We start from the raw sequence: 20,124 nt of genomic DNA, 5'->3' as shown, positions 1-20,124 counted from the left end.
TTCTCCGGGCTTAGGCATGGCTCATCCAGTGTCGCACGCGTCGCGGATCAGCCGAGAATCCCGCCGATCAGCACCATGACCCGGGCCCGTAGAGACGCCGGCGGTGGCCCGTACGGCAGTGGCGACGGCGCCTGCGGCCGCCGGTCTGGCCGATGGAGGTGTCGCACCGTCCGCACCGCGTGCGGCCCGAGCGGATGCCGTCCTCGTCCCGCTCGGCGCGCCCCAGGAGACCGGACCCTACGGCAACGGGCCCCCACCATGAGGCGGGAGCCCGTAGCCGTGGACCGAGCGGGTCAGGAGCCCACGAAGAGCACCAGGAGCAGCCAGACGACCGGCGCCGTCGGCAGCAGGGAGTCGAGGCGGTCCATGATGCCGCCGTGGCCGGGGAGCAGCGTGCCCATGTCCTTGATGCCGAGATCGCGCTTGATCATGGACTCGCCGAGGTCGCCGAGGGTCGCGCTGCCGGCGACGCAGACGCCGAGGACGAGCCCCTGCCACCAGGCGCCGTCGTCGACCATGAACTCCATGCAGAGCACACCGGCCACCATGGCGAACATCACCGCGCCGACCAGGCCCTCGCGGGTCTTGCCGGGGCTGATGCGCGGTGCCAGCTTGTTCTTGCCGAAGCGCCAGCCGATCGCGTACGCGCCGGTGTCGCTGACGACGGTGAGGATCAGGAACGTCAGGACGCGCCACGCCCCGTCGTCCGCGGTGAGCATCATCGCCACGAAGGTCGCGAGGAAGGGGACGTAGAACGCGGCGAAGACGCCCGCCGTGACGTCCTTCAGATAGCCCTCGGGCGGCTCCGTCATCCGCCACACCAGGACGGCGAGCGCGGTCAGCGCCATCGCCACCCAGGCGCCCTCGGCGCCGCGGACGTATCCGGCGACGACCATCGCCGCGCCGCCGATGGCGAGCGGCACGAGCGGCGCCTTGATGCTCTTGCGCTCCTGGAGCCGCGAGGTCAGCTCCCAGAGGCCGACGACGACGGCGACCGCTATCACGCCGACGAAGACGGCCTTGACGATGAAGAGCGACGCGACGATCACGACGCCGAGTCCGACGCCGACCCCTATGGCCGCGCCGAGGTCCCGGCCCGCGCTCTTCTTCGCCTTCGGCGGCTCCGCACGCCTCGACGACGGTTGCGGCTGCTGCTGCGGCTGTTGCTGCTGCTGCGAAGGGGCCTGCCGCGGCGCCGCGGCGGGCGAAGGCTCCCGCGGCGGCCGGGGCGCCTGGTCGTCGCGGAACAAGGGGCCGTTCAGCCGAGCGGTCCCCCGGTCGGCATCCTGCTCCCCGTCCCCACCACCGGCGGGCACGTCGGGCATATCGGGCACGATGGGCATGGGCCGAGTCTCCTCAACCGCGTGCCCTTCGTACGCGGGACCCGCCGGAGGACGCCCTTGGTCGTACGGGTGCCCGTGATCGTAGGAGCGCCCCTGACCGTACGCGGCCCCCTGGCCGTGCGACGGCGCATGGCCGTACGAGGGGTCGTACGGCGGCGTCTGACCGTAGGCGGGCCCTTGACCGTGCGCCGGTCCTTGACCGTGCACCGGCCCTTGACCGTGCGTCGGCCCTTGACCGTGCACCAGCCCTTGACCGTGCGTCGGCCCTTGACCGTGCGCCGGTCCCTGGCCATGGGCAGGGCCTTGTTCAGCGACGGGCACCTGACCATGGGCGGGCCCCTGGCCGGACGGCCCCACGTACCCGGGCCCGGACGGCGCCCCCCAGGAAGAGTCGTTCACGGATTCCTCGAACCTCGATGTTCCGCGCTCGCTCAGACTTCGAGCAGCTCGGCTTCCTTGTGCTTGAGCAGCTCGTCCACCTGGGCCACGTACTTGGCGGTGGTGTCGTCCAGTTCCTTCTCGCCGCGGCGGCCCTCGTCCTCGCCGATGTCGCCGTCCTTGATCGCCTTGTCGATGGCTTCCTTGGCCTTGCGACGGACCGAGCGGATGGAGACCTTGCTGTCCTCCGCCTTGCCCTTGGCGACCTTGATGTAGTCGCGGCGGCGCTCCTCGGTGAGCTCGGGGAACGTCACACGAATGATATTGCCGTCGTTGCTCGGGTTGACGCCGAGGTCGGAGTCGCGGATCGCCTGCTCGATGTTGCGCAGCGCGCTCTTGTCGAACGGGGTCACCACGGCCATCCGCGGCTCGGGCACCGAGAACGAGGCCAGCTGGTTGATCGGCGTCAGCGCGCCGTAGTAGTCGGCCACGATCTTGTTGAACATCGCCGGGTGCGCACGACCGGTGCGGATCGCGGCGAAGTCCTCCTTGGCGACCACGACGGCCTTCTCCATCTTTTCCTCGGCCTCGAGGAGGGTCTCTTCGATCACCACTTGCTCCTGCGTGTCTTGAGTGAGGCCCGGCGTGCACGGGGCGGCCGGCTGCGTCGCGTGTCTTTGGCGCGCGGTTTCCCGCGCGTCCTTCTGTCCTTCTGTCCTCGTCAGTCCTCGTGTCCTTGCACGGTGTCCGACCGGCAGGACATTGTCCATCCCCCTTGGCTTCCGCGAGCCCTCCCGGGACGGTCCTTCCCGGATTCCTACCTCGATTCCGCGATTCCGCGAATCCTCGGTTCCGGGGCTCCGCGATTCCGCGAATCCTCGGTTCCGGGGTTCCTCGGTTCCGGGGTTCCTCCCGGACGGTGCGGGCGCTGTCGCGCGGGGGCACGGACGTGAGGTCAGGCGCGGGTGCCCTGGTCGCCCACGAGCGTCCCGATCTTCTCACCCTTGACGGCCCGGGCGATATTGCCCGACGCCAGCAGTTCGAAGACGAGGATGGGCAGCGCGTTGTCGCGGCACAGGGTGATCGCGGTCATGTCGGCGACCTTGAGGTCCCGGGTGATGACCTCGCCGTAGCTGAGCGCGTCGAACTTCACGGCCTCGGGGTTGGTCTTCGGGTCCGAGTCGTAGACGCCGTCCACGCCGTTCTTGCCCATGAGGAGCGCCTCGGCGTGGATCTCCAGGGCGCGCTGCGCGGCAGTGGTGTCGGTGGAGAAGTACGGCATGCCCATGCCGGCGCCGAAGATGACGACACGGCCCTTCTCCAGGTGGCGCACGGCGCGCAGCGGAATGTAGGGCTCGGCGACCTGGCCCATCGTGATGGCGGTCTGCACGCGGCTGTCGATGCCCTCCTTCTCCAGGAAGTCCTGGAGGGCCAGGCAGTTCATGACGGTGCCGAGCATGCCCATGTAGTCGGAGCGTGCCCGGTCCATGCCGCGCTGCTGCAGCTCGGCGCCGCGGAAGAAGTTGCCGCCGCCGATGACGACGGCGATCTGCGCCCCGCCGCGGACCACGGCCGCGATCTCGCGGGCGATGGCGTGCACCACGTCGGGGTCGACGCCCAGACCCCCGCCCCCGGCGAACGCCTCGCCGGAAAGCTTCAGCAGAAAGCGCCCCGCGCCTTTGCCGTCGTCGCTCTTGTCACCGTTGTCGGCCTGAGTGGTGGTCATGGGTTTCTCGCCTCTTTACTTGGCACACATACGAAGAAGGCCACTGCCGATGGGGTGTTCGCATCCCATGCGCGGCAATGGCCTCCTCGTCACATCTGCGGTCGCCCGGCGCGTGCCCGGGCGACTGCTGTCGACCCTAGCGGCTATACGTGGCTACCGGGGTCTCGCGGCTGTCGCGTACGGACTCAGATGCCGACCTTGATGCGCGAGAAGCGCTTCAGGGTGACACCGGCCTCCTGGAGGACCTTCTCGACGGACTTCTTGTTGTCGAGGGCGTACGGCTGACCGAGCAGCGTCGCCTCCTTGAAGAAGCCGTTGACACGCCCCTCGACGATCTTCGGGAGCGCGGCCTCGGGCTTGCCCTCGGCGCGGGTGGTCTCCTCGGCGACGCGACGCTCGGACTCGACGACCTCGGCCGGCACGTCCTCGCGGGAGAGGTACTTCGGCGCGAAGGCGGCGATGTGCTGCGCGACGCCCTTGGCGACCTCGGCGTTCTCCTTGTCGAGCTCGACAAGGACACCGATCTGCGGGGGCAGGTCAGGCATGGTGCGGTGCATGTACGCGGTCACGTAACCGTCGCTGAACTGCGCGAAGCGGTCCAGGACGATCTTCTCGCCGAGGGTGGCGTTGGCCTCGTCGACGAAGGCCTGGACGGTCTTGCCGGCCTCGATCTCGGAGGTGAGCAGCGCCTGCAGGTCGGCCGGGTTCGTCTTGGCGACGTGCGCGGCGAGCTGGTTCGCGACCGCCTGGAACTTCTCGCCCTTGGCGACGAAGTCCGTCTCGCACTTCAGCTCGACGATGACACCGGAGGTGTTGTCGTCGGCGATGAGGGAGACGACCGCGCCGTTCTCGGCCGAACGGCCCTCGCGCTTGGCGACGCCCTTCTGACCCTTGATGCGCAGGGCCTCGACGGCCTTGTCGACACTGCCGTCGGCCTCGTCGAGCGCCTTCTTGCAGTCCATCATGCCGGCGCCGGTGAGCTCACGGAGCTTCTTGACGTCAGCGGCGGTGTAGTTCGCCATGATCCTGGTTCTCTCTACGAAGTCTGAGAAGTCTGAAGAGGTCACGAGGGGACGGCGGGGGCCGCTTGTGGCTGGCCCCCGCCGTCACCTCATGAAACCGGTGTTGCTACCGGTACCCGTACGGGTCAGGCCTGCTCGGCGTCGGCGGCCGGAGCCTCGGCCTCGGCGGCCGGAGCCTCGGCGGCGGGCGCCTCGGCGGCGGGGGCCTCGGCAACCGGAGCCTCAGCGGCCGGAGCCTCAGCGGCGGGCGCCTCGGCGGCCGGGGCCTCTGCGGGCTTCTCGTCGGCCTTCTTCTCGCCCTCGAGCAGGTCGCGCTCCCACTCGGCGAGCGGCTCGGCGGCGGCCTTCTCGCCCGGCTTCTGGTCGCCGGTCGCGGCGCCGGAACGGGCGATGAGGCCCTCGGCGACGGCGTCGGCGATCACGCGGGTGAGCAGGGTGACGGAGCGGATCGCGTCGTCGTTGCCCGGGATCTTGTAGTCGACCTCGTCGGGGTCACAGTTCGTGTCGAGGATCGCGACGACCGGGATGTTGAGCTTCCGGGCCTCGCCGACAGCGATGTGCTCCTTCTTGGTGTCCACGATCCAGACGGCGCTGGGCACCTTGGACATCTCGCGGATACCACCGAGGGTCTTCTCCAGCTTGGCCTTCTCGCGCGAGAGCACGAGAAGCTCCTTCTTGGTGAGACCCGACGCGGCGACGTCCTCGAAGTCGATCTGCTCGAGCTCCTTGAGGCGCTGCAGACGCTTGTAGACGGTCGAGAAGTTGGTGAGCATGCCGCCCAGCCAGCGCTGGTTCACGTAGGGCATGCCGACGCGGGTCGCCTGCTCGGCGATCGCCTCCTGCGCCTGCTTCTTCGTGCCGACGAACATGACCGTGCCGCCGTGGGCGACGGTCTCCTTGACGAACTCGTAGGCGCGGTCGATGTACGACAGCGACTGGAGCAGGTCGATGATGTAGATGCCGTTGCGCTCCGTGAAGATGAAGCGCTTCATCTTCGGGTTCCAACGACGGGTCTGGTGACCGAAGTGGACGCCGCTCTCCAGCAGCTCCCGCATCGTGACGACGGCCATGGCCGTACTCCTTGTGTTTTCTCGGTTGTTTCCTGACGCCCCGCTCGCGCCTGCCGCGTACGTGAGTACGGGACCGAAGGACGCTTGACACGAAGCCTTTGCGGGCTGGTGTCGGGGCGTGCGAAGTCGATCCGGTGGCCCGGATCGCCACATGAAGTGTACGGGACCCGCGAGGTGGGGGGTGACGCCACTGTCCACAACCGACCGGTAGTCCACTTTTCCCGGCCAAGATCCCCCGGAAAAGTCCTGATCAGGCATGGTTCCGACCATGACGAAACTACGCTGCGTGACTCTCTCGCTGCTGCTGTCGCTCGGCCTGTGCCTGGCCTCCAGCGCCTACGCGGCCGACCGCGCGGGTGGGTCGATCTGGCCCGTGGGCGAGGGCCCGCCTCCCCGAATCGTACGAGCCTGGTCCCCACCGGCGACGCCCTACGGCCCGGGCCACCGCGGCGTCGACCTGGCGGCCCCGATCGACGCGCCGGTACGTGCGGTGGCGGCGGGCCGCATCTCGTTCGCGGGCGAGGTGGCGGGCCGGGGCGTGGTGTCCCTGGAACTGGCCCACACGGGCGACCCACCACTACGCACCACCTACGAGCCGGTGACCCCCACGCTGAAGGAGGGCGCCCACGTCGCCCCGGGCGAAGTAATCGCCACCCTGCAACTCCCCACGGGCCACTGCCCACCCTCGACCCCGTCGTGCCTGCACTGGGGCCTGAGGAGAGCCGAGACCTACTTGAACCCACTGTCGCTGCTGGATGCGTCGCGGTTGAGCGGGAGCGGGGTGAGGTTGCTGCCGGTATGGGGATGGGCGCCGACGACGACTCCGGGCTTGCCCGGCGGACGGGCGCTGGTGAAGCCCGGAGCCGCTCGGCGGACACCGCTTGTGCCGGACGACACGGGCCCGGGGCATGGCTGACAGGCAGACACTGGCGAAGCCCAGCACTCACTCGCCAGACACCACTGACGCCGGACGACACGGGCCCGGGGCATGGCTGATGGGCAGGCACTGACGAAGCCCAGCACTCACCGGGGTGGACACCACTGATGCCGGACGACACAGGTCCAGCGCATGGCTAATGGGCAGGCCCTGACGAAGCCCAGCACTCACTCGCCGGACACCACTGATGCCGGACGGTACGGGCTCGGAGGCATGGCTGTTGGGCCGGCCCGACCGGCTGCGTGCGAATCGCCCCGGCCCGACACGACCAGCGCTGCGGCGGGAGAGACACCCGGCCCCGGCAAGGCCCGGCCCGGCTCGACCAAGCGCGATCTCAGCCCAGCGGAGACCGGCCCCGGCCGGGCGGACACAACCGCGGGCAGGTGAACGCCGGCCCAGCCCAGCGGCTAAACCCAGCGGTTAACCCCGAATGCCCCGCAGGGCCATCCGTACGGCCGCGTCCACGATCACGTCCGGATCCTCCGCCGCGCCCAGCTCGATGCGGCGGACCGCCGCGTCCACGACGCCCTGGAGCAGCATCGCGGCAAGACGCGGCTGGTCGTGCCCCATGTCCACGAGCGCCTCGACGATCATGGCGACGAGGCCGCCGTGCGCAGCGCGGATCTTCTCCCGGGCCCCCGAGTCGAGCTCGCTCGCCGAGATGGCCACCACGGCGCGGTGCCGCCGGTCGCCGACCAGGGCCAGCTGTTCCCGGACGTACGCCTCGACCTTGTCCTCAGGCGTCGCGGCCCGCGCCATCGCGTCCTCGACCTCGGCGGCCCACACCGGAAAGTCGACCTCGCACAGCTCTTCGACGACCGCCGCGCGGGACTTGAAGTACTCGTACACGGAGGACCGCGCGAGCCCCGTCCGCTCCGCAAGCGCGGGGAACGTCAGCGCCTCCGTCCCCCCTTCGGACAGCAGGGAACGCGCCGCGTCCAGAAGGGCGCCGCGCTGCATCGACCGGTGCTCGGCCACAGAGGCCGCTCGAATCCTTGGCACAGCTCCACTTTACGGACGCGCTGCCCGGGACGGGAGTCGCACGGGCCACCCGGCACCACGCGACGCCACCCGACGCCCGAGAACGCCCGCTATCGCGGCAGGGACGATTCGCCTCCAGGAGTCGATGGCGGCTCAGCGCCCGAACCCGGCCAGCTTCGCGCGCAGCTGCAGCACCGACTTCGTATGGATCTGGCTGACCCGGCTCTCCGTCACCCCGAGCACATTGCCGATCTCCGCCAGCGTGAGGCCCTCGTAGTAGTAGAGCGTCACCACGGTCTTCTCCCGCTCGGGCAGCGTATTGATCGCTCGCGCCAGGAACCTGCGCAGCTCCCGGTCCTCGGCGACCTCCACCGGATTGTCCGCCGCACGGTCCTCGAGGGTGTCCATGAGGCTGAGCCGGTCCCCGCCCTCACCCCCGACGTGCAGCAACTCCTCGAGCGCCACCACGTTCGCCAGCGACAACTGGCTGAAAACGGCGTGCAGTTCCTCCAGCGCGACCCCCATCTCGGCAGCGACCTCGCTCTCCGAGGGACTGCGCCGCAGCTTGGCCTCGAGCGTCGCGTACGCCCGCTCCACATTGCGCGCCTTCTGCCGCACGGACCGCGGGATCCAGTCCAGGGCCCGCAGCTCGTCGATCATCGCGCCCCGGATCCGGGTGATCGCGTACGTCTCGAACTTGATCTCGCGGTCGATGTCGAACTTCTCGATCGCGTCGATCAGCCCGAAGACCCCGGACGAGACGAAGTCGGCCTGCTCGACGTTGGGCGGGAGCCCCACACTGACCCGGCCCGCGACATACTTCACCAGCGGCGAGTAGTGCAGGATCAGCTGCTCGCGCAGCCGCTCGTCACCGGTCGCCTTGTACGACCTCCACAGCTCCTCGAGGGAGGAGGGGGCCGGAGGCCGCACGCTGGAGCCGCGGGCGGCGGGGGGTACCGCCGCCGCCCGGTCGGATCCGGAGATGTGCTGTGGCATGCGCCGCCTTGTGCCGTTCTGCTGCCTGCCGACGGAGTCGGAGAGGGTCGCTGGAATCGCTGCTGTCGCTGAGGTCGCTTCGCTGCTGAAGATGGAGTGATGCCCGTCTGGTGGTGACTGCTACCGAACCGCCTGCCTGATTCCGCATTGAGGGGGACGAACCCGAATCCTGGTGAGCGTAGCGTGACTGGAGTGTCGCAGAGTGCGAAGGCTATGGGTTCGTACGCGCGCAGATACGTTCCGTTGGGGGACTTGCGCGGACCCTTCGGTTGCCGTCCGTGACCGGGGCCCGTCGCCAACTGCCGGTACTGTCAAGGTCGTCGGGGCGTCATCCGGACGGCGCAATACGCTGCGTCAGGACAGCGTCAGGGCGCACCTCCGTCCGGAAACACCGGGCTGTTCGCCTGGCGTGTCAACTGCCAACCGTCGCCCTCCCGTTCGACGAACCCCAAAGAGCGCAGTTCGTACAGTCTCCCGATCGTGTCATCCGCACTGGCTTCCGCCTCCCTGCTGATGTTCGCGACGGTGTGCGTCCCTCGTGCGGGCAGTGCGGCGAGCACCCGCGCCGTGGCCGGCGGCAGCAGATCGCACGGCAGCACGGGTCCGCGCCGCTCGGGCGCCAGCTCACCCATGTCGCCGATCAGCTCGATCACTTCCGCGGCATCGGTGACAAGGACGCCCTCCTTGCGCAGCAGTTCATGCACTCCGGAGGAGACACCGCTGGTCACCGGCCCTGGCACCCCCATCGCGTGCCGTCCCAGGCGCAGCGCCCAACGGGCCGTTCCCAGCGCTCCACTGCGGTAGGCCGCCTCCACGACGACCGTGCCCCGGGTCAACGCGGCGATGACGCGGTTGCGCAGAATGAAGCGGTTCGGCGTCGGATGATCTCCGGGTGGCAACTCGGCGACGACGAGCCCCTGTTCCGCGATCCTGTCGATCAACTGGGTGTGGCCGCGCGGATAGACACGGTCGACCCCGCAGGCCAGGACGGCGACGGTCGCCCCCGAGGCGCCGAGCGCCCCCCGGTGCGCCGCTGCGTCGACCCCGTACGCGCCGCCGGAGACTACGACCCAGCCGCGCTCGGCGAGCCCGGCCCCGAGGCTCGCGCCCATCCGTACGCCGTAGTCCGTGCAGGCCCGCGCGCCCACCACGGCCACCGACCGCAACGCCCACAACCGCAGTCCGGCCCCGCCGCGCACCCACAGCCCGACGGGCCGCTCGTCCCCCAGGTCGTCGAGTTGACCGGGCCATTCCGCGTCCCCCGGGCACACGAACCGCGCCCCGCGCTCCGCCACGCGCGCCAGGTCGCGCTCCGGGGGCGGCGCCGCCCGGGCCCGCGCGACCAGGCCGGCCCAGCGCTCGGCCCGTACCCCGGGCAGCGACGGCGGACCGTCCCTCCCCTCCTCGGCCTCGTCGATGCGCCGCACCGTCTCCACCGGCCCGTACTCCCTGAGCCAGCGCCCCGCCACCTCCCAGCCGGGCTCGACGATCCGGGTCAGCCGGGCCCGCGCGAGCCGCACCGCCTCCGGGGCGCTCGGGGCCGTCATGAGCCCGCGCCGATCGTCATGGGGACCCCGCGCGAGATCCCGGTCCGCAGTTGCAGCGCGAGCGCCACGTCCTGGGCGTAGGGCCGCTCGCGTCCCGCCAGGTCGGCCACGGTCCAGGCCACCCGCAGGACCCGGTCGAGGCCGCGGGCGGTGAGGAAGCCGCGCTCCAGATCCAGTTCGGCCTCGTCCAGGGCGCCCGGCGCGGTGGGCCACCTCGTGCGCAAGGCGTGTCCCGGTACTTCGCTGTTGGTCCGCCAGGGCGTGTCCGTGAACCGTGCCACCGCCCGCTCCCGGGCCTCCCGCACCCGCTCGGCGACAACCTGGGTGCTCTCCCCGCGCGGCCCGTACCCGGCGAGTTCGGTGCGGGTGACGGCGTCCACCTCGACCCGTAGGTCGACCCGGTCGAGGAGCGGTCCGGAGAGCCGCGCCTGGTAACGCCGCACGGTGGCGGGCGGGCAGTCGCACTCACCGCCCAGGGCGCGGTACTGCCCGCAAGGACAGGGATTGGCGGCGAGCACCATCAGGAAGCGCGCGGGCAGCCGCACCACCCCTGCGCTGCGGGCGATGACCACGTGCCCGGCCTCGAGCGGCTGGCGCAGGGCGTCGAGCGCCCGGCCGCTGAACTCGGGCGCCTCGTCCAGAAACAACACTCCTCTGTGTGACAACGACACCGCTCCCGGCCGTGCCACCCCGGCTCCGCCGCCGACGAGGGACTGCATGGTCGCCGAGTGGTGCGGAGCGCAGTACGGCGCGGTGTCGATCATCGACTTGCCCGGTGGCAGCATGCCGGCCACCGACTGGATCGCCGTGACCTCCAGGGACTCCCCGCGGGTGAGCGGCGGAAGAACGGCGGGCAGCCGCTCGGCGAGCATCGTCTTCCCGGCGCCGGGCGGACCCGACAGCATCAGGTGGTGCCCGCCCGCGGCCGAGACCTCGATCGCGGTGCGTGCCGACATCTGGCCCACGACATCGGCCAGGTCCAGGCCGTGCCCGTCTGCCAGCGATCCGCCGAGCCCCGTACCCGCGCCGCCGCCGGGCATGCTGAGGCCGGAGAGCATCGGATCGGGGCGGCCGCGCTCCTCCGGCTCCTCGTCCGGCACGGGTTCGTCGGTGAGCACCGCGATGAGCTGGCGCAGGCTGCGGACCCCGAGCACGGAGACGCCCGGCACGAGCGTCGCCTCGCCCGCCGTGCACTCGGGAACCACCACCTGCTCGTACCCGGCGTCGGCCGCGGCGAGGACGGCCGGCAGTACGCCGCGCACCGGCCGCACCCGCCCGTCGAGCCCCAGCTCCCCGATCATCACGATGTCGGCGAGGACCCGCGGGTCGATCCGCTCGGCGGCGCCGAGCACTGCGCACGCGACGGCGAGGTCGAAACCCGAGCCGCCCTTGGGCACGGACGCCGGACTGAGTCCGACCGTCAGCTTCTTCTGCGGCCAGTCCGCCCCCGAGTTGACGACCGCGGCCCGCACCCGGTCCCGGCTTTCGATGAGGCTCTTGTCGGGCAGGCCCACGAGCGTGAACGCGGCGATGCCGGGCTCCAGATCCGCCTGCACCTCGACGACGACGCCCTCGACGCCCACCAGGGCCACGGAACACGTACGCGCGAAACCCATCGTCACACCCCCCGCACGTGCTCGACGCGGGGAGCCCCGCGCTCCTGGAGCACCACCCCGACCACGTCGATCCGGACGCCGCCGGGTGGCGCTCCCCCGTGCTCCTGCACCCAGCGCTCCGCGAGATCGCGCAGGCGCCGGGCCTTGACCGGGGTGATCGCGGCCATGGGGTGCTGGAAGGCGTCGCTCCCCGCGCCGCGCCCCTTGCGGGTCTTGACCTCGCAGACGACGATCGCGTCGCCGTCCCGCGCCACGATGTCGAGCTCGCCCGTCCGTCCCGCCCGCCAGTTCCGGGCGAGCACTGTCATCCCGGCGTCGGTCAGCCGCCTCGCGGCCAGGTCCTCGCCGTACTTTCCCATCGCGCCCCGTGCGTTCACGTCGGCACCACCTCCGACGCCCACGCTGACGCACGGACCGGAAGGAAGTGGATCTTGGTGAACTACTCACGGGTTGTGGAAAACCCCGCCACTCGCCCGAGCTACCGACGCGAAGGCGCCGCCGGTTTCAGCTGCCGGGAAGCTCCAGATCGCTCTTGTTGAGCTCCTCGATGTTCACGTCCTTGAACGTGAGCACCCGCACCTGCTTCACGAATCGCGCCGGCCGGTACATGTCCCAGACCCACGCGTCCGCCATCGACACCTCGAAGAACACCTCACCCTGAACCGAGTGCACCTGCATCTCGTAGTCGTTGGTGAGGTAGAAACGCCGCTCGGTCTCGATCACGTATTTGAACAGCCCGACGACATCGCGGTACTCCCGGTAGAGCTTCAGCTCCATCTCGGTCTCGTACTTCTCGAGGTCCTCGGCGCTCATGGCATGTTCCCCTTCAGCCGTGCGTCCCCCTATTGTGCGCCAGCCTCTGCGGCCTCTAGACGATTTCCGTGTCCAGGACCAGCGGCCGGCTAGGGGGACCGTCGTCGAACAACCGATTCAGCAGTTCGGCGAGTCTGGTCGGATACACCGTCTCATGCGCGTCGGCCAACTCCCGGTACGTCCACCATCGCGCTCCGGCGACACTGCGTCGTTCCAGGTCGGTCAGGCCTGTCCCGTGCAGCTCCGGCCGCACGTCCGCCGTGGCGGCCGTACGCGCCAGGTAGTACCACTCGTCCTGGTCCCAGCGGCGCCCGTCGAACGGGAACGAGCAGGTCCGCTGCCACAGCACGGGCCCGAGCTCCACGTCGGTGATGCCGGTCTCCTCCGCCAGCTCCCGCAGCGCCGCCTGTTCACGTGTCTCGTCGCCCTCGACGCCGCCTCCCGGCGTGAACCACCAGTCGTCGCTCCGGTCGTCGGGCTCGTGGCCGTGCAGCAGCAGGACGCGGTCGTCCCGGTCGAGCAGTACGACGCGCGCGACCTTGCGCAACTCACTCCCGAGGTCAGGCACGCGCCGGCTCCGCGGACCTGGTGCGCGAGCGTCGCGCACGCTGGGCGATCGGTCCGTAGGCCGCCCCGACGAGGACGAGGAAGGCGCCCACGACCACCGCGGTCAGCATCGGCTTGAGCGGCCCCGGCTGCGAGATGCCGCCGGGCAGCTGCTCGAAGCCGGTAGGTGTCGGCAGCATGCCGTCCATGGGCCACGCCACCGCGTCGACGCGGCCCTTCACGGCCTCGCGGGCCACCGAACCGTGCTGGATGTCGTCGAGGTGGACGGTGGAGTCCAGGGAGCCGCTGCGCTCGTCACCGAGGAAGAACAGGCGCCCGGCGGGGACGGTCGTGGACTTGATGCCGGTGATCGACGCGCTCTGGCCGCCCTGCAGATACGGTTCTTCGATCTTCTTGCCGTTGACGGTGAGCTTGCCGTCCGTGCAGCAGGCGACCCGGTCGCCGCCGATGCCGACGACACGCTTGACCAGCGGCATGTCGCCCCAGCTCTTGTCCTGGAAGACGACGACGTCACCGCGCTTGATCTCGCTGCCGTCGATGCGCTGCGCGAGGACCCGGTCGCCCGCGCCGATCGTCGGCGACATCGAGTCGGTCGGCACCGTGTAGGGCTGGTAGACAACGGCGCCCCAGACGAATCCGCCGAGGAACAGCACACAGCCGAGGGCCACGGCTATGCCCGACAGCACGCTGCCGGCCCGGCCGTGGCCCTCGCTCGTACGACGTGTCCTGCTCATCCCAGTTGCTCCCCGCGTCGGAGAATTCGACCCGCGCGGTCCGGCCCCTGAGCGGCACGGACCTCGGAAGATCGGCGATCTGGGACGGCACCCTACCCGGCGGTACCGGTCCCAGAAACCCTGGTGTTCCCCTCGGAGAGACGCTTGTTGATCTTGCGTCGGCGCAGCAGGACCAGCGGCACCGCGCCCGCGAGGCCGAGCGCGCCAGGAGCCGCGCTCGCCGCCGCGTTGATGCCCGGCTGGTCGAAGGTGTCCGGTACCGGCAGCGTCGACCAGTGCGTGGGCGGCCAGGCGACGACGATGGCCCGGCCCACGACGTTGTCCACCGGCACGAAGCCCTGGTTCACGTCGCTCTGGTGGTACCGGGAGTCCATCGAGTCCTGGCGGTGATCGCCCATGACCCAAACTTTGCCGTCCGGAACCTTCACCTTGAACGTTCCACCCGCGTTGTCCGCGCTGCACGGGGTGTTGCCCGCGTACACGTACGGCTCGCTGAGCGCCTTGCCGTTCACCTTGAGCGGGCCCGTGCCGTTGCACTCGACGGTGTCACCGCCGACGCCGACGACGCGCTTGATGAGGTCCTTCTCGTCCGCGGACGGCATCAGGCCGACCCAGCTGAGGACCTGCTGGATGGCGTTCGGCTCCGCCGTCGGCTCGCCCTCCAGCCACTTGGCCGGGTCGTGGAAGACGATGACCTCGCCGCGCTCCGGCTCCGAGCCGAACCACGGGGTCAGCTTGTCGACGAGCACCCGGTCGCCGATCTGCAGCGTGTTCTCCATCGAGGCCGAGGGGATCGAGAACGCCTGGACCAGGAACGTCTTGATCACCAGGGCGAGGACCAGCGCGATGACGATGAGGAGCGGCAGCTCCTTCCAGAAGGAGCGGGGCTTCTTCTGCTTGCTCGCGGCCTCGTCACTGCCGGATCCCGACCCGTCCACGGGTGTCGGCTCCATCGCGTCACCGTCCTCGGGAAGGCGGTCCGCCACGGCCGGACTCGCCGCGTCGTCGGATCGCTCGGGCTGCTCCTCGGGTCCATGCCCTGACCGTGCGCCGACCGCCAAGTCCCCCACATCCACTCCTCACTCCGTGCCGCTGCCTGATCCCTACGCGATGCAGGCCCACCATTCCCATAACGAGCGGGAGTTCCGCAGGGGTCGGGAGGGGGATCAATCCGTCCGAATTCGATGTCCTCGAACTCGGTCCGGAGCTGTTCGCGAGGTTCAGCCTATGTGACGTACCGGCGGCCGCGGCCGACCCGTCGCCACGCGCGTCGGCCACCGCCGCGAACGTATCCGGTTCATCGAGCCCCGACCAATGCCCCACGGGCCACACGATCCACCGGGCGCGGCCCACCACGGAGTCCTCGGAGACGGTGCCGTTGAACGCCTCCGTGAGGTGGAAGCGCGAGTCCGCGGAGTTCGCGCGGTGGTCGCCCATCACGAACAGCCGTCCTGCGGGCACCTTCACGGAGAAGGTGAACTTGGAGGGCGCGTTGCCCGGGTGAATGTACGAGGACTCGTTCAGCGGGACCCCGTTGACCGTGACCCGGCCCTGCTCGTCGCAGCACTTCACGGTGTCGCCGCCGACGCCGACGACCCGCTTGATGAGGTCGCGCTCGTCGTCGGAGGGCAGCAGCCCGATCCAGGTCAGGCCGGTCTTGATCTGCTTGATCCCGACGGGGGCGTCCTCCGCCGGGGCGATCTCCTGCTCCAGCCATTTCCCGGGGTCCCGGAAGACGACGACGTCGCCGCGGTGCACCTCGGCGCCGAACCAGGGGGTGAGCTTGTCCACGACGACCCGGTCACCGATCTTGATCGTCTGCTCCATGGAGCCCGACGGGATGACGAAGGCCTGCACGAGGAACGTCTTCAGGACGAGGGCGATGAGCAGGGCCACGCCTATGAGAAGCGGTATCTCCTTGATCGCGGAGCGCCTTCTGCGCCGCTTCACCTTGCGGGCGAGCTTGCGCCGCTCGGCCCGGCCGCGGGGCGGCTGGCCGCTGGTCGGCCGGCTCCCGGTGGGCAGCTGCTCGTCGGAGCCGTGGCCGTCGCGGGCCCTGCCGCGCCTACCCATGGGCACCGCCGGGTGCGGGCACGCGCGCGTAGACGTCCGTACGCGACAAGGAGCGCCAGTGTCCGAAGGGCCAGGCGATCCACTGAGCCTTGCCGATCACCTGGTCGACCGGGACGAATCCGCCGCCCGGGGCGCCGAGGTAGTCACGCGAGTCCCGGGAGTCGCCGCGATGGTCGCCGAGCAGGAAGAGGGTGCCGTCGGGCACCTCTATGTCGAACGGCACCTCCGAGGCGGCGTCCCCCGCGTGCAGCAGGGAGCGTTCGTCCACGGACTGCCCGTTCACCTCGATCCTCCCCTTGCTGTCGCAGCAGACCACGTGGTCGCCCCCTGTGCCGACGACGCGCTTGACGTAGTCGGCGTCCCCGAAGTATCCGCTGCCGTCGAACACGACCACGTCCCCGCGGCCGGGTTCGGCACCGAAACGGTACGCCAACTTGTTTACGAGAACGCGGTCCCCGACCCTCAACGTGCTCTCCATGGAGCTGCTGGGGATCTGGAAGGGCTGCACCACGAACACGCTGACGGCCAGCAGGAACGCGACGCACACCAGGAGCGTGAGCGTGATGCGCCCACCGGGCAGCCATGCGGCGAGCGTGGACAGCAAAGAGGAGCGCGACCGGTCCTCCTCGCCCGCCGAGGTGTCCTTCGAGGGCTGGGAGGAGCGGTCGCGCTCCACAGGCTGTGCTTCGGTGTCCATCGAGACCGGATGGTATCCGGCCGCGCTGTGACGCCGTCCGCGAGAGGTGCTCCCGCGGCGCGAGATCAGTTCTCGCGCTTCTCCTTGATCTTGGCGGCCTTGCCGCGCAGCTCGCGCAGGTAGTACAGCTTGGCGCGGCGGACGTCACCCCGGGTGACGAGCTCGATCTTCTCGACGATCGGCGTGTGCACCGGGAAGGTGCGCTCGACGCCGACGGAGAAGGAGACCTTGCGGACCGTGAAGGTCTCGCGGACACCGGCGCCCTGGCGGCGGATGACTACGCCCTTGAACTGCTGCACACGGGAGCGGTTGCCCTCGATGACGCGGACGTGGACGTTGACGGTGTCACCCGGGCGGAAGGCCGGGAGGTCGCTGCGGAGCGACGCGGCGTCGACGGAGTCGAGCAGGTGAGTCATGATCGTCTGCTTTCTTCACCGATGCCACAGGTCATCGGCGGGAGGTATGCGATGAGTTTCGGTAGCTGATCGCGTCGGGCCTTGCGTCGTTCCCCCTGTGGCAGGGGCGCAGGCTGGACGTACAGCAGCGGCCTATTCTTCCACGGCCTCGGGCGTTGGCCCAAATCGTCCGTCGGGACCCGGCCGCCACCCCAGGATCGAGAGCATTTCCCGGTCCTTCTTGTCGAAGGCCTTCGGGTCGGTGCGCTCCACCAGGTCGGGCCTGTTGCGCACGGTGCGGCGCAGCGCCTCGTCGCGGCGCCAGCGCGCGATCTTGCCGTGGTGGCCGCTGAGCAGCACGTCCGGGATGTCACGGCCGCGCCACTCGGGCGGCTTGGTGTAGACGGGCCCTTCGAGGAGGTTCGCCATGGCGCCGGGCGCGAAGGAGTCGTCCTGGTGCGAGGCGGCATTGCCGAGCACGCCGGGCAGCAGGCGGGCGACCGCCTCCGTGATCACCAGCACCGCGGCTTCTCCGCCCGCGAGGACGTAGTCGCCGATGGAGACCTCGTAGACGGGCACACGGGTCGCGTACTCGTCGATGACGCGGCGGTCGATGCCCTCGTAGCGCGCGGGCGTGAAGACCAGCCAGGGGCGCTCGGAGAGCTCCACGGCGAGTTCCTGGGTGAAGGGGCGCCCGCTGGGCGTGGGGACGACCAGGACGGGCCCCTGCGCCCCGTTCTCGTACCCGTGCGCGAGGACGTCGTCGAGCGCCTCGCCCCAGGGCTCGGTCTTCATGACCATGCCGGGGCCGCCGCCGTAGGGGGTGTCGTCGACCGTGTTGTGCCGGTCGTACGTCCACTCCCGCAGGTCGTGCAGGTGGACGTCGAGCTGCCCACGCGCGCGTGCCTTGCCGACGAGCGAGACGTTCAGCGGGTCGAGGTACTCGGGGAAGATCGTGACGACGTCGAGCCTCATGCGGACTCGTCCTCGGCCCGCTCGGTCTCGTCGGCGTCGCGGCTGGAGGCGATCTCCGCGCGGTCGTCGATGAGACCGGGTGGCGGCGTGATGACCGCCTTCTGCTCCTCGAGATCGATCTCGGTGACGATCTCCTCGACGAAGGGGATCATGACCTCGGTGCCGTCCGGCCGCTCCACGATGAACAGGTCCTGCGAGGGCAGGTGCGAGATCTCCGTGATGCGGCCGACCTCGGTGCCGTCGGCCGTGACGACGTCGAGATCCATGAGCTGGTGGTCGTAGTACTCGTCCGGGTCCTCCGGCAGCTCCTCCGGGTCGACCTCGGCGATCAGGAGCGTGTTGCGCAGCGCCTCCGCCCCGGTCCGGTCGCGTACGCCCGCGAAGCGCAGCAGCAGCCGGCCGCTGTGGACTCGGCCGGACTCGATGGTGAGCGGTCCGGTGGCGGCGGGGTCGGTGGCGAGCACCGCGCCGGGGCCGAGCCGCAGCTCGGGCTCGTCGGTGCGCACCTCGATGGTGACCTCACCCTTGATGCCGTGGGCGCGGCCGATGCGCCCGACTACCAACTGCACGGTCGGTGACTCTCCTGTCATGCCTGTCGTACGACGTTGACCGGTCGAACGGCCGGTCGGACGGCCGAAGCCGTCGAACGACTACGGGCCGGGGACGGCTCGAAAGCCCTCCCCGGCCCGAGCCGGTGTTCAACTTTGTCAGCGAGCCTGGTCGACGTCGACGAGGTCGACGCGGACCCCGCGGCCGCCGATGGCGCCCACGACAGTACGCAGAGCGCGCGCGGTGCGGCCGTTGCGGCCGATCACCTTACCGAGGTCGTCGGGGTGGACCCGGACCTCGAGCACGCGCCCACGGCGCAGGTTGCGCGAGGCGACCTGCACATCGTCGGGGTTGTCGACAATGCCCTTCACGAGGTGCTCAAGAGCCTCCTCGAGCATGCTCAGGCCTCGGTCGACTCGGACGCAGCCTCAGCGGCCTCGTCCTTCTTCTCAGCCTTCTTCTTCTGGGTGATGGCCTCACCCTTGGGCTCGTCGGCCGTGGCAAGCGCCTCGAAGGAGGGGCGGGTCTGCTTCGGCTCGGCGACCTTCAGCGGCTCCGGGGCGGGCAGACCCTTGTGCTTCTGCCAGTCGCCGGTGAGCTTCAGGATGGCCATGACGGGCTCGGTCGGCTGCGCGCCGACGCTCAGCCAGTACTGCGCGCGCTCCGAGTCGACCTCGATGCGCGACGGGTTCTGCACCGGGTGGTACAGACCGATCTCCTCGATGGCCCGGCCGTCACGGCGGGTACGGGAGTCGGCGACGACGATGCGGTAGTGAGGCGAACGGATCTTGCCCAGACGCTTCAGCTTGATCTTGACTGCCACGGAAGTGGTGTCTCCTGGTCTTGACGTGGGTGGGCACGGCGAGATTGCCGCGTGGGGTTGCGGTACCCGAGTGCCCGATGGACGCGTCAGCCGGAGGAGAGAGGGGTCCTGTGCGACTGTCGAGTACAGCTAGCCATTGTGCCACACCTCGCCGGGGCGGCCGAACCCTCCCCCGGGTGCTCACGGCCGTCCCCACCAGTCGCCACGCCGTCACCCCACGGCGGCCCCGACGACCTCCGGGATGCGGAACGGCTTGCCGCAGCCGCCGCACATGATCGGCGCCTGGGCCAGCACCGACGGTACGACGCGGACATTGCGGCCGCAGTCGCAGACCGCCTTGACGCGGACGCCGCCTCCGGAGGAACCGTGCCGGGCGGCCGGGCCGCGGAAGCTGCGCTTGGTGTCGGCGGCGGTCGCGACGGTGTGCGCCTTGAGGGCGCGGTGCAGCCGCTCGATCGTCTGCCGGTAGCGCTGCTTGGCCTCCGGGTTGAGCGTGACCAGGGAGAAGCCGCTGCTGGGATGCGGCTCCTCGGGATGGTCGAGGCCCAACTCCTCGGCGATGGCCAGGAATCTGCGGTTGTGATACCGGCCGGCGCGCGAGGTGTCGCGGATTCCGCGCGCGGCGGCGATGCCGTGGACTGCCTCATGAAGGAGTCGCTCGAAGGAGAGCTCGTGCCCGCAGGCGGACGACGACTCCCCGATCAGGGATTCGGGCGCGGCAAGATCCGGCAGTTCGGGGTGGTGCCGCTGAATGTCGGCCCACGCCCCTGCCAGCTCTGCGGCGAGAACAGGTGGTGTCGTGCTCACGTCGTGACAACGAGCCGGGGTACCTCTGTGTTCCTATTCCGGGGCATCCCAAATATTTTGCACGTACCAGTCAGT

At 70.1% G+C, this 20,124-nt stretch carries 23 protein-coding genes; 1 reads left to right on the top strand and 22 read right to left on the bottom strand.

Going from position 1 to position 20,124, the window contains the following annotated elements:
* Positions 1-293: 293 nt before the first annotated feature.
* From ACH4RC_RS32235 to rpsB, 5 genes are all read right to left on the bottom strand, one after another.
* Complete coding sequence (locus ACH4RC_RS32235) at positions 294-1,550, bottom strand: phosphatidate cytidylyltransferase (RefSeq protein ID WP_398207159.1); 1,257 nt, start codon at positions 1,548-1,550, stop codon at positions 294-296.
* Between the two features lie 224 nt (positions 1,551-1,774).
* The gene (frr, locus tag ACH4RC_RS32230; RefSeq protein ID WP_324767379.1) at positions 1,775-2,332 is read right to left on the bottom strand and encodes a ribosome recycling factor; all 558 of its coding nucleotides are present in this window, start codon (positions 2,330-2,332) and stop codon (positions 1,775-1,777) included.
* 344 nt (positions 2,333-2,676) lie between these two features.
* Positions 2,677-3,447 carry a UMP kinase gene (gene pyrH / locus ACH4RC_RS32225; RefSeq protein WP_398207157.1) on the bottom strand — a complete coding sequence of 257 codons (771 nt, stop codon included), beginning with the start codon at positions 3,445-3,447 and terminating at the stop codon, positions 2,677-2,679.
* 185 nt (positions 3,448-3,632) lie between these two features.
* Positions 3,633-4,469 (bottom strand): translation elongation factor Ts, encoded by an 837-nt coding sequence (tsf, locus tag ACH4RC_RS32220; protein ID WP_398207155.1) that lies wholly within the window; start codon positions 4,467-4,469, stop codon positions 3,633-3,635.
* Between the two features lie 125 nt (positions 4,470-4,594).
* Positions 4,595-5,539 carry a 30S ribosomal protein S2 gene (gene rpsB / locus ACH4RC_RS32215; RefSeq protein ID WP_398207153.1) on the bottom strand — a complete coding sequence of 315 codons (945 nt, stop codon included), beginning with the start codon at positions 5,537-5,539 and terminating at the stop codon, positions 4,595-4,597.
* Positions 5,540-5,807: 268 nt separating this feature from the next.
* Here rpsB and ACH4RC_RS32210 point away from each other — a divergent pair, with 268 nt between their 5' ends.
* Positions 5,808-6,455, top strand: coding sequence for a M23 family metallopeptidase (locus ACH4RC_RS32210; protein WP_398207151.1), 648 nt, complete (start codon positions 5,808-5,810; stop codon positions 6,453-6,455).
* A 441-nt stretch (positions 6,456-6,896) separates the two neighbouring features.
* Here ACH4RC_RS32210 and ACH4RC_RS32205 read toward each other — a convergent pair whose 3' ends face one another.
* The 17 genes from ACH4RC_RS32205 to ACH4RC_RS32125 all read right to left on the bottom strand — a co-directional run bounded on the left by ACH4RC_RS32205 (position 6,897) and on the right by ACH4RC_RS32125 (position 20,049).
* A complete protein-coding gene (locus ACH4RC_RS32205; RefSeq protein WP_398207283.1) occupies positions 6,897-7,454 on the bottom strand; it encodes a TetR/AcrR family transcriptional regulator in 558 nt (185 codons plus the stop codon).
* 156 nt (positions 7,455-7,610) lie between these two features.
* Positions 7,611-8,453 (bottom strand): RNA polymerase sigma factor WhiG, encoded by an 843-nt coding sequence (gene whiG, locus ACH4RC_RS32200; protein ID WP_398207149.1) that lies wholly within the window; start codon positions 8,451-8,453, stop codon positions 7,611-7,613.
* A 365-nt stretch (positions 8,454-8,818) separates the two neighbouring features.
* On the bottom strand, positions 8,819-10,000 hold the full coding sequence (gene dprA / locus ACH4RC_RS32195) for a DNA-processing protein DprA (RefSeq protein WP_398207147.1): 1,182 nt from the start codon (positions 9,998-10,000) through the stop codon (positions 8,819-8,821).
* On the bottom strand, positions 9,997-11,616 hold the full coding sequence (locus ACH4RC_RS32190; protein ID WP_398207145.1) for a YifB family Mg chelatase-like AAA ATPase: 1,620 nt from the start codon (positions 11,614-11,616) through the stop codon (positions 9,997-9,999). The genes dprA and ACH4RC_RS32190 overlap by 4 nt, the downstream gene beginning before the upstream one ends.
* A gap of 2 nt (positions 11,617-11,618) precedes the next feature.
* Positions 11,619-11,993, bottom strand: coding sequence for a YraN family protein (locus ACH4RC_RS32185; protein ID WP_398207143.1), 375 nt, complete (start codon positions 11,991-11,993; stop codon positions 11,619-11,621).
* Between the two features lie 127 nt (positions 11,994-12,120).
* Positions 12,121-12,429: a DUF2469 domain-containing protein gene (locus tag ACH4RC_RS32180; RefSeq protein WP_005311352.1), complete on the bottom strand. Its 309-nt coding sequence runs from the start codon at positions 12,427-12,429 to the stop codon at positions 12,121-12,123.
* A gap of 55 nt (positions 12,430-12,484) precedes the next feature.
* On the bottom strand, positions 12,485-12,997 hold the full coding sequence (locus tag ACH4RC_RS32175) for an NUDIX hydrolase (protein ID WP_398207141.1): 513 nt from the start codon (positions 12,995-12,997) through the stop codon (positions 12,485-12,487).
* Positions 12,990-13,730 (bottom strand): signal peptidase I, encoded by a 741-nt coding sequence (gene lepB, locus ACH4RC_RS32170; RefSeq protein ID WP_398207139.1) that lies wholly within the window; start codon positions 13,728-13,730, stop codon positions 12,990-12,992. Before lepB (ACH4RC_RS32170) ends, ACH4RC_RS32175 begins: the two co-directional genes overlap by 8 nt.
* 92 nt (positions 13,731-13,822) lie before the next feature.
* Positions 13,823-14,683 carry a signal peptidase I gene (lepB, locus tag ACH4RC_RS32165; RefSeq protein ID WP_398207137.1) on the bottom strand — a complete coding sequence of 287 codons (861 nt, stop codon included), beginning with the start codon at positions 14,681-14,683 and terminating at the stop codon, positions 13,823-13,825.
* A gap of 4 nt (positions 14,684-14,687) precedes the next feature.
* Positions 14,688-15,803 carry a signal peptidase I gene (gene lepB, locus ACH4RC_RS32160; RefSeq protein WP_398207135.1) on the bottom strand — a complete coding sequence of 372 codons (1,116 nt, stop codon included), beginning with the start codon at positions 15,801-15,803 and terminating at the stop codon, positions 14,688-14,690.
* The gene (gene lepB / locus ACH4RC_RS32155) at positions 15,796-16,500 is read right to left on the bottom strand and encodes a signal peptidase I (RefSeq protein WP_398207134.1); all 705 of its coding nucleotides are present in this window, start codon (positions 16,498-16,500) and stop codon (positions 15,796-15,798) included. The genes lepB (ACH4RC_RS32160) and lepB (ACH4RC_RS32155) overlap by 8 nt, the downstream gene beginning before the upstream one ends.
* Positions 16,501-16,565: 65 nt before the next feature.
* A complete protein-coding gene (gene rplS / locus ACH4RC_RS32150) occupies positions 16,566-16,916 on the bottom strand; it encodes a 50S ribosomal protein L19 (RefSeq protein ID WP_356493218.1) in 351 nt (116 codons plus the stop codon).
* A gap of 132 nt (positions 16,917-17,048) precedes the next feature.
* On the bottom strand, positions 17,049-17,870 hold the full coding sequence (gene trmD, locus ACH4RC_RS32145; protein ID WP_398207132.1) for a tRNA (guanosine(37)-N1)-methyltransferase TrmD: 822 nt from the start codon (positions 17,868-17,870) through the stop codon (positions 17,049-17,051).
* Positions 17,867-18,439, bottom strand: coding sequence for a ribosome maturation factor RimM (gene rimM / locus ACH4RC_RS32140; RefSeq protein WP_398207131.1), 573 nt, complete (start codon positions 18,437-18,439; stop codon positions 17,867-17,869). Before rimM ends, trmD begins: the two co-directional genes overlap by 4 nt.
* Before the next feature lie 138 nt (positions 18,440-18,577).
* Positions 18,578-18,817 carry an RNA-binding protein gene (locus tag ACH4RC_RS32135; RefSeq protein ID WP_324767399.1) on the bottom strand — a complete coding sequence of 80 codons (240 nt, stop codon included), beginning with the start codon at positions 18,815-18,817 and terminating at the stop codon, positions 18,578-18,580.
* A gap of 2 nt (positions 18,818-18,819) precedes the next feature.
* A complete protein-coding gene (rpsP, locus tag ACH4RC_RS32130) occupies positions 18,820-19,242 on the bottom strand; it encodes a 30S ribosomal protein S16 (RefSeq protein WP_398207130.1) in 423 nt (140 codons plus the stop codon).
* A 210-nt stretch (positions 19,243-19,452) separates the two neighbouring features.
* A complete protein-coding gene (locus ACH4RC_RS32125) occupies positions 19,453-20,049 on the bottom strand; it encodes a hypothetical protein (protein ID WP_361064993.1) in 597 nt (198 codons plus the stop codon).
* Positions 20,050-20,124 lie beyond the last annotated feature (75 nt).

Origin of the sequence: Streptomyces sp. NPDC016845 (assembly GCF_044332585.1) — a bacterium.
Classification (GTDB): Bacteria; Actinomycetota; Actinomycetes; order Streptomycetales; family Streptomycetaceae; genus Streptomyces.
Note: the sequence above shows the minus strand (reverse complement) of the source record. Positions and strands in the feature narration are given on the sequence as shown.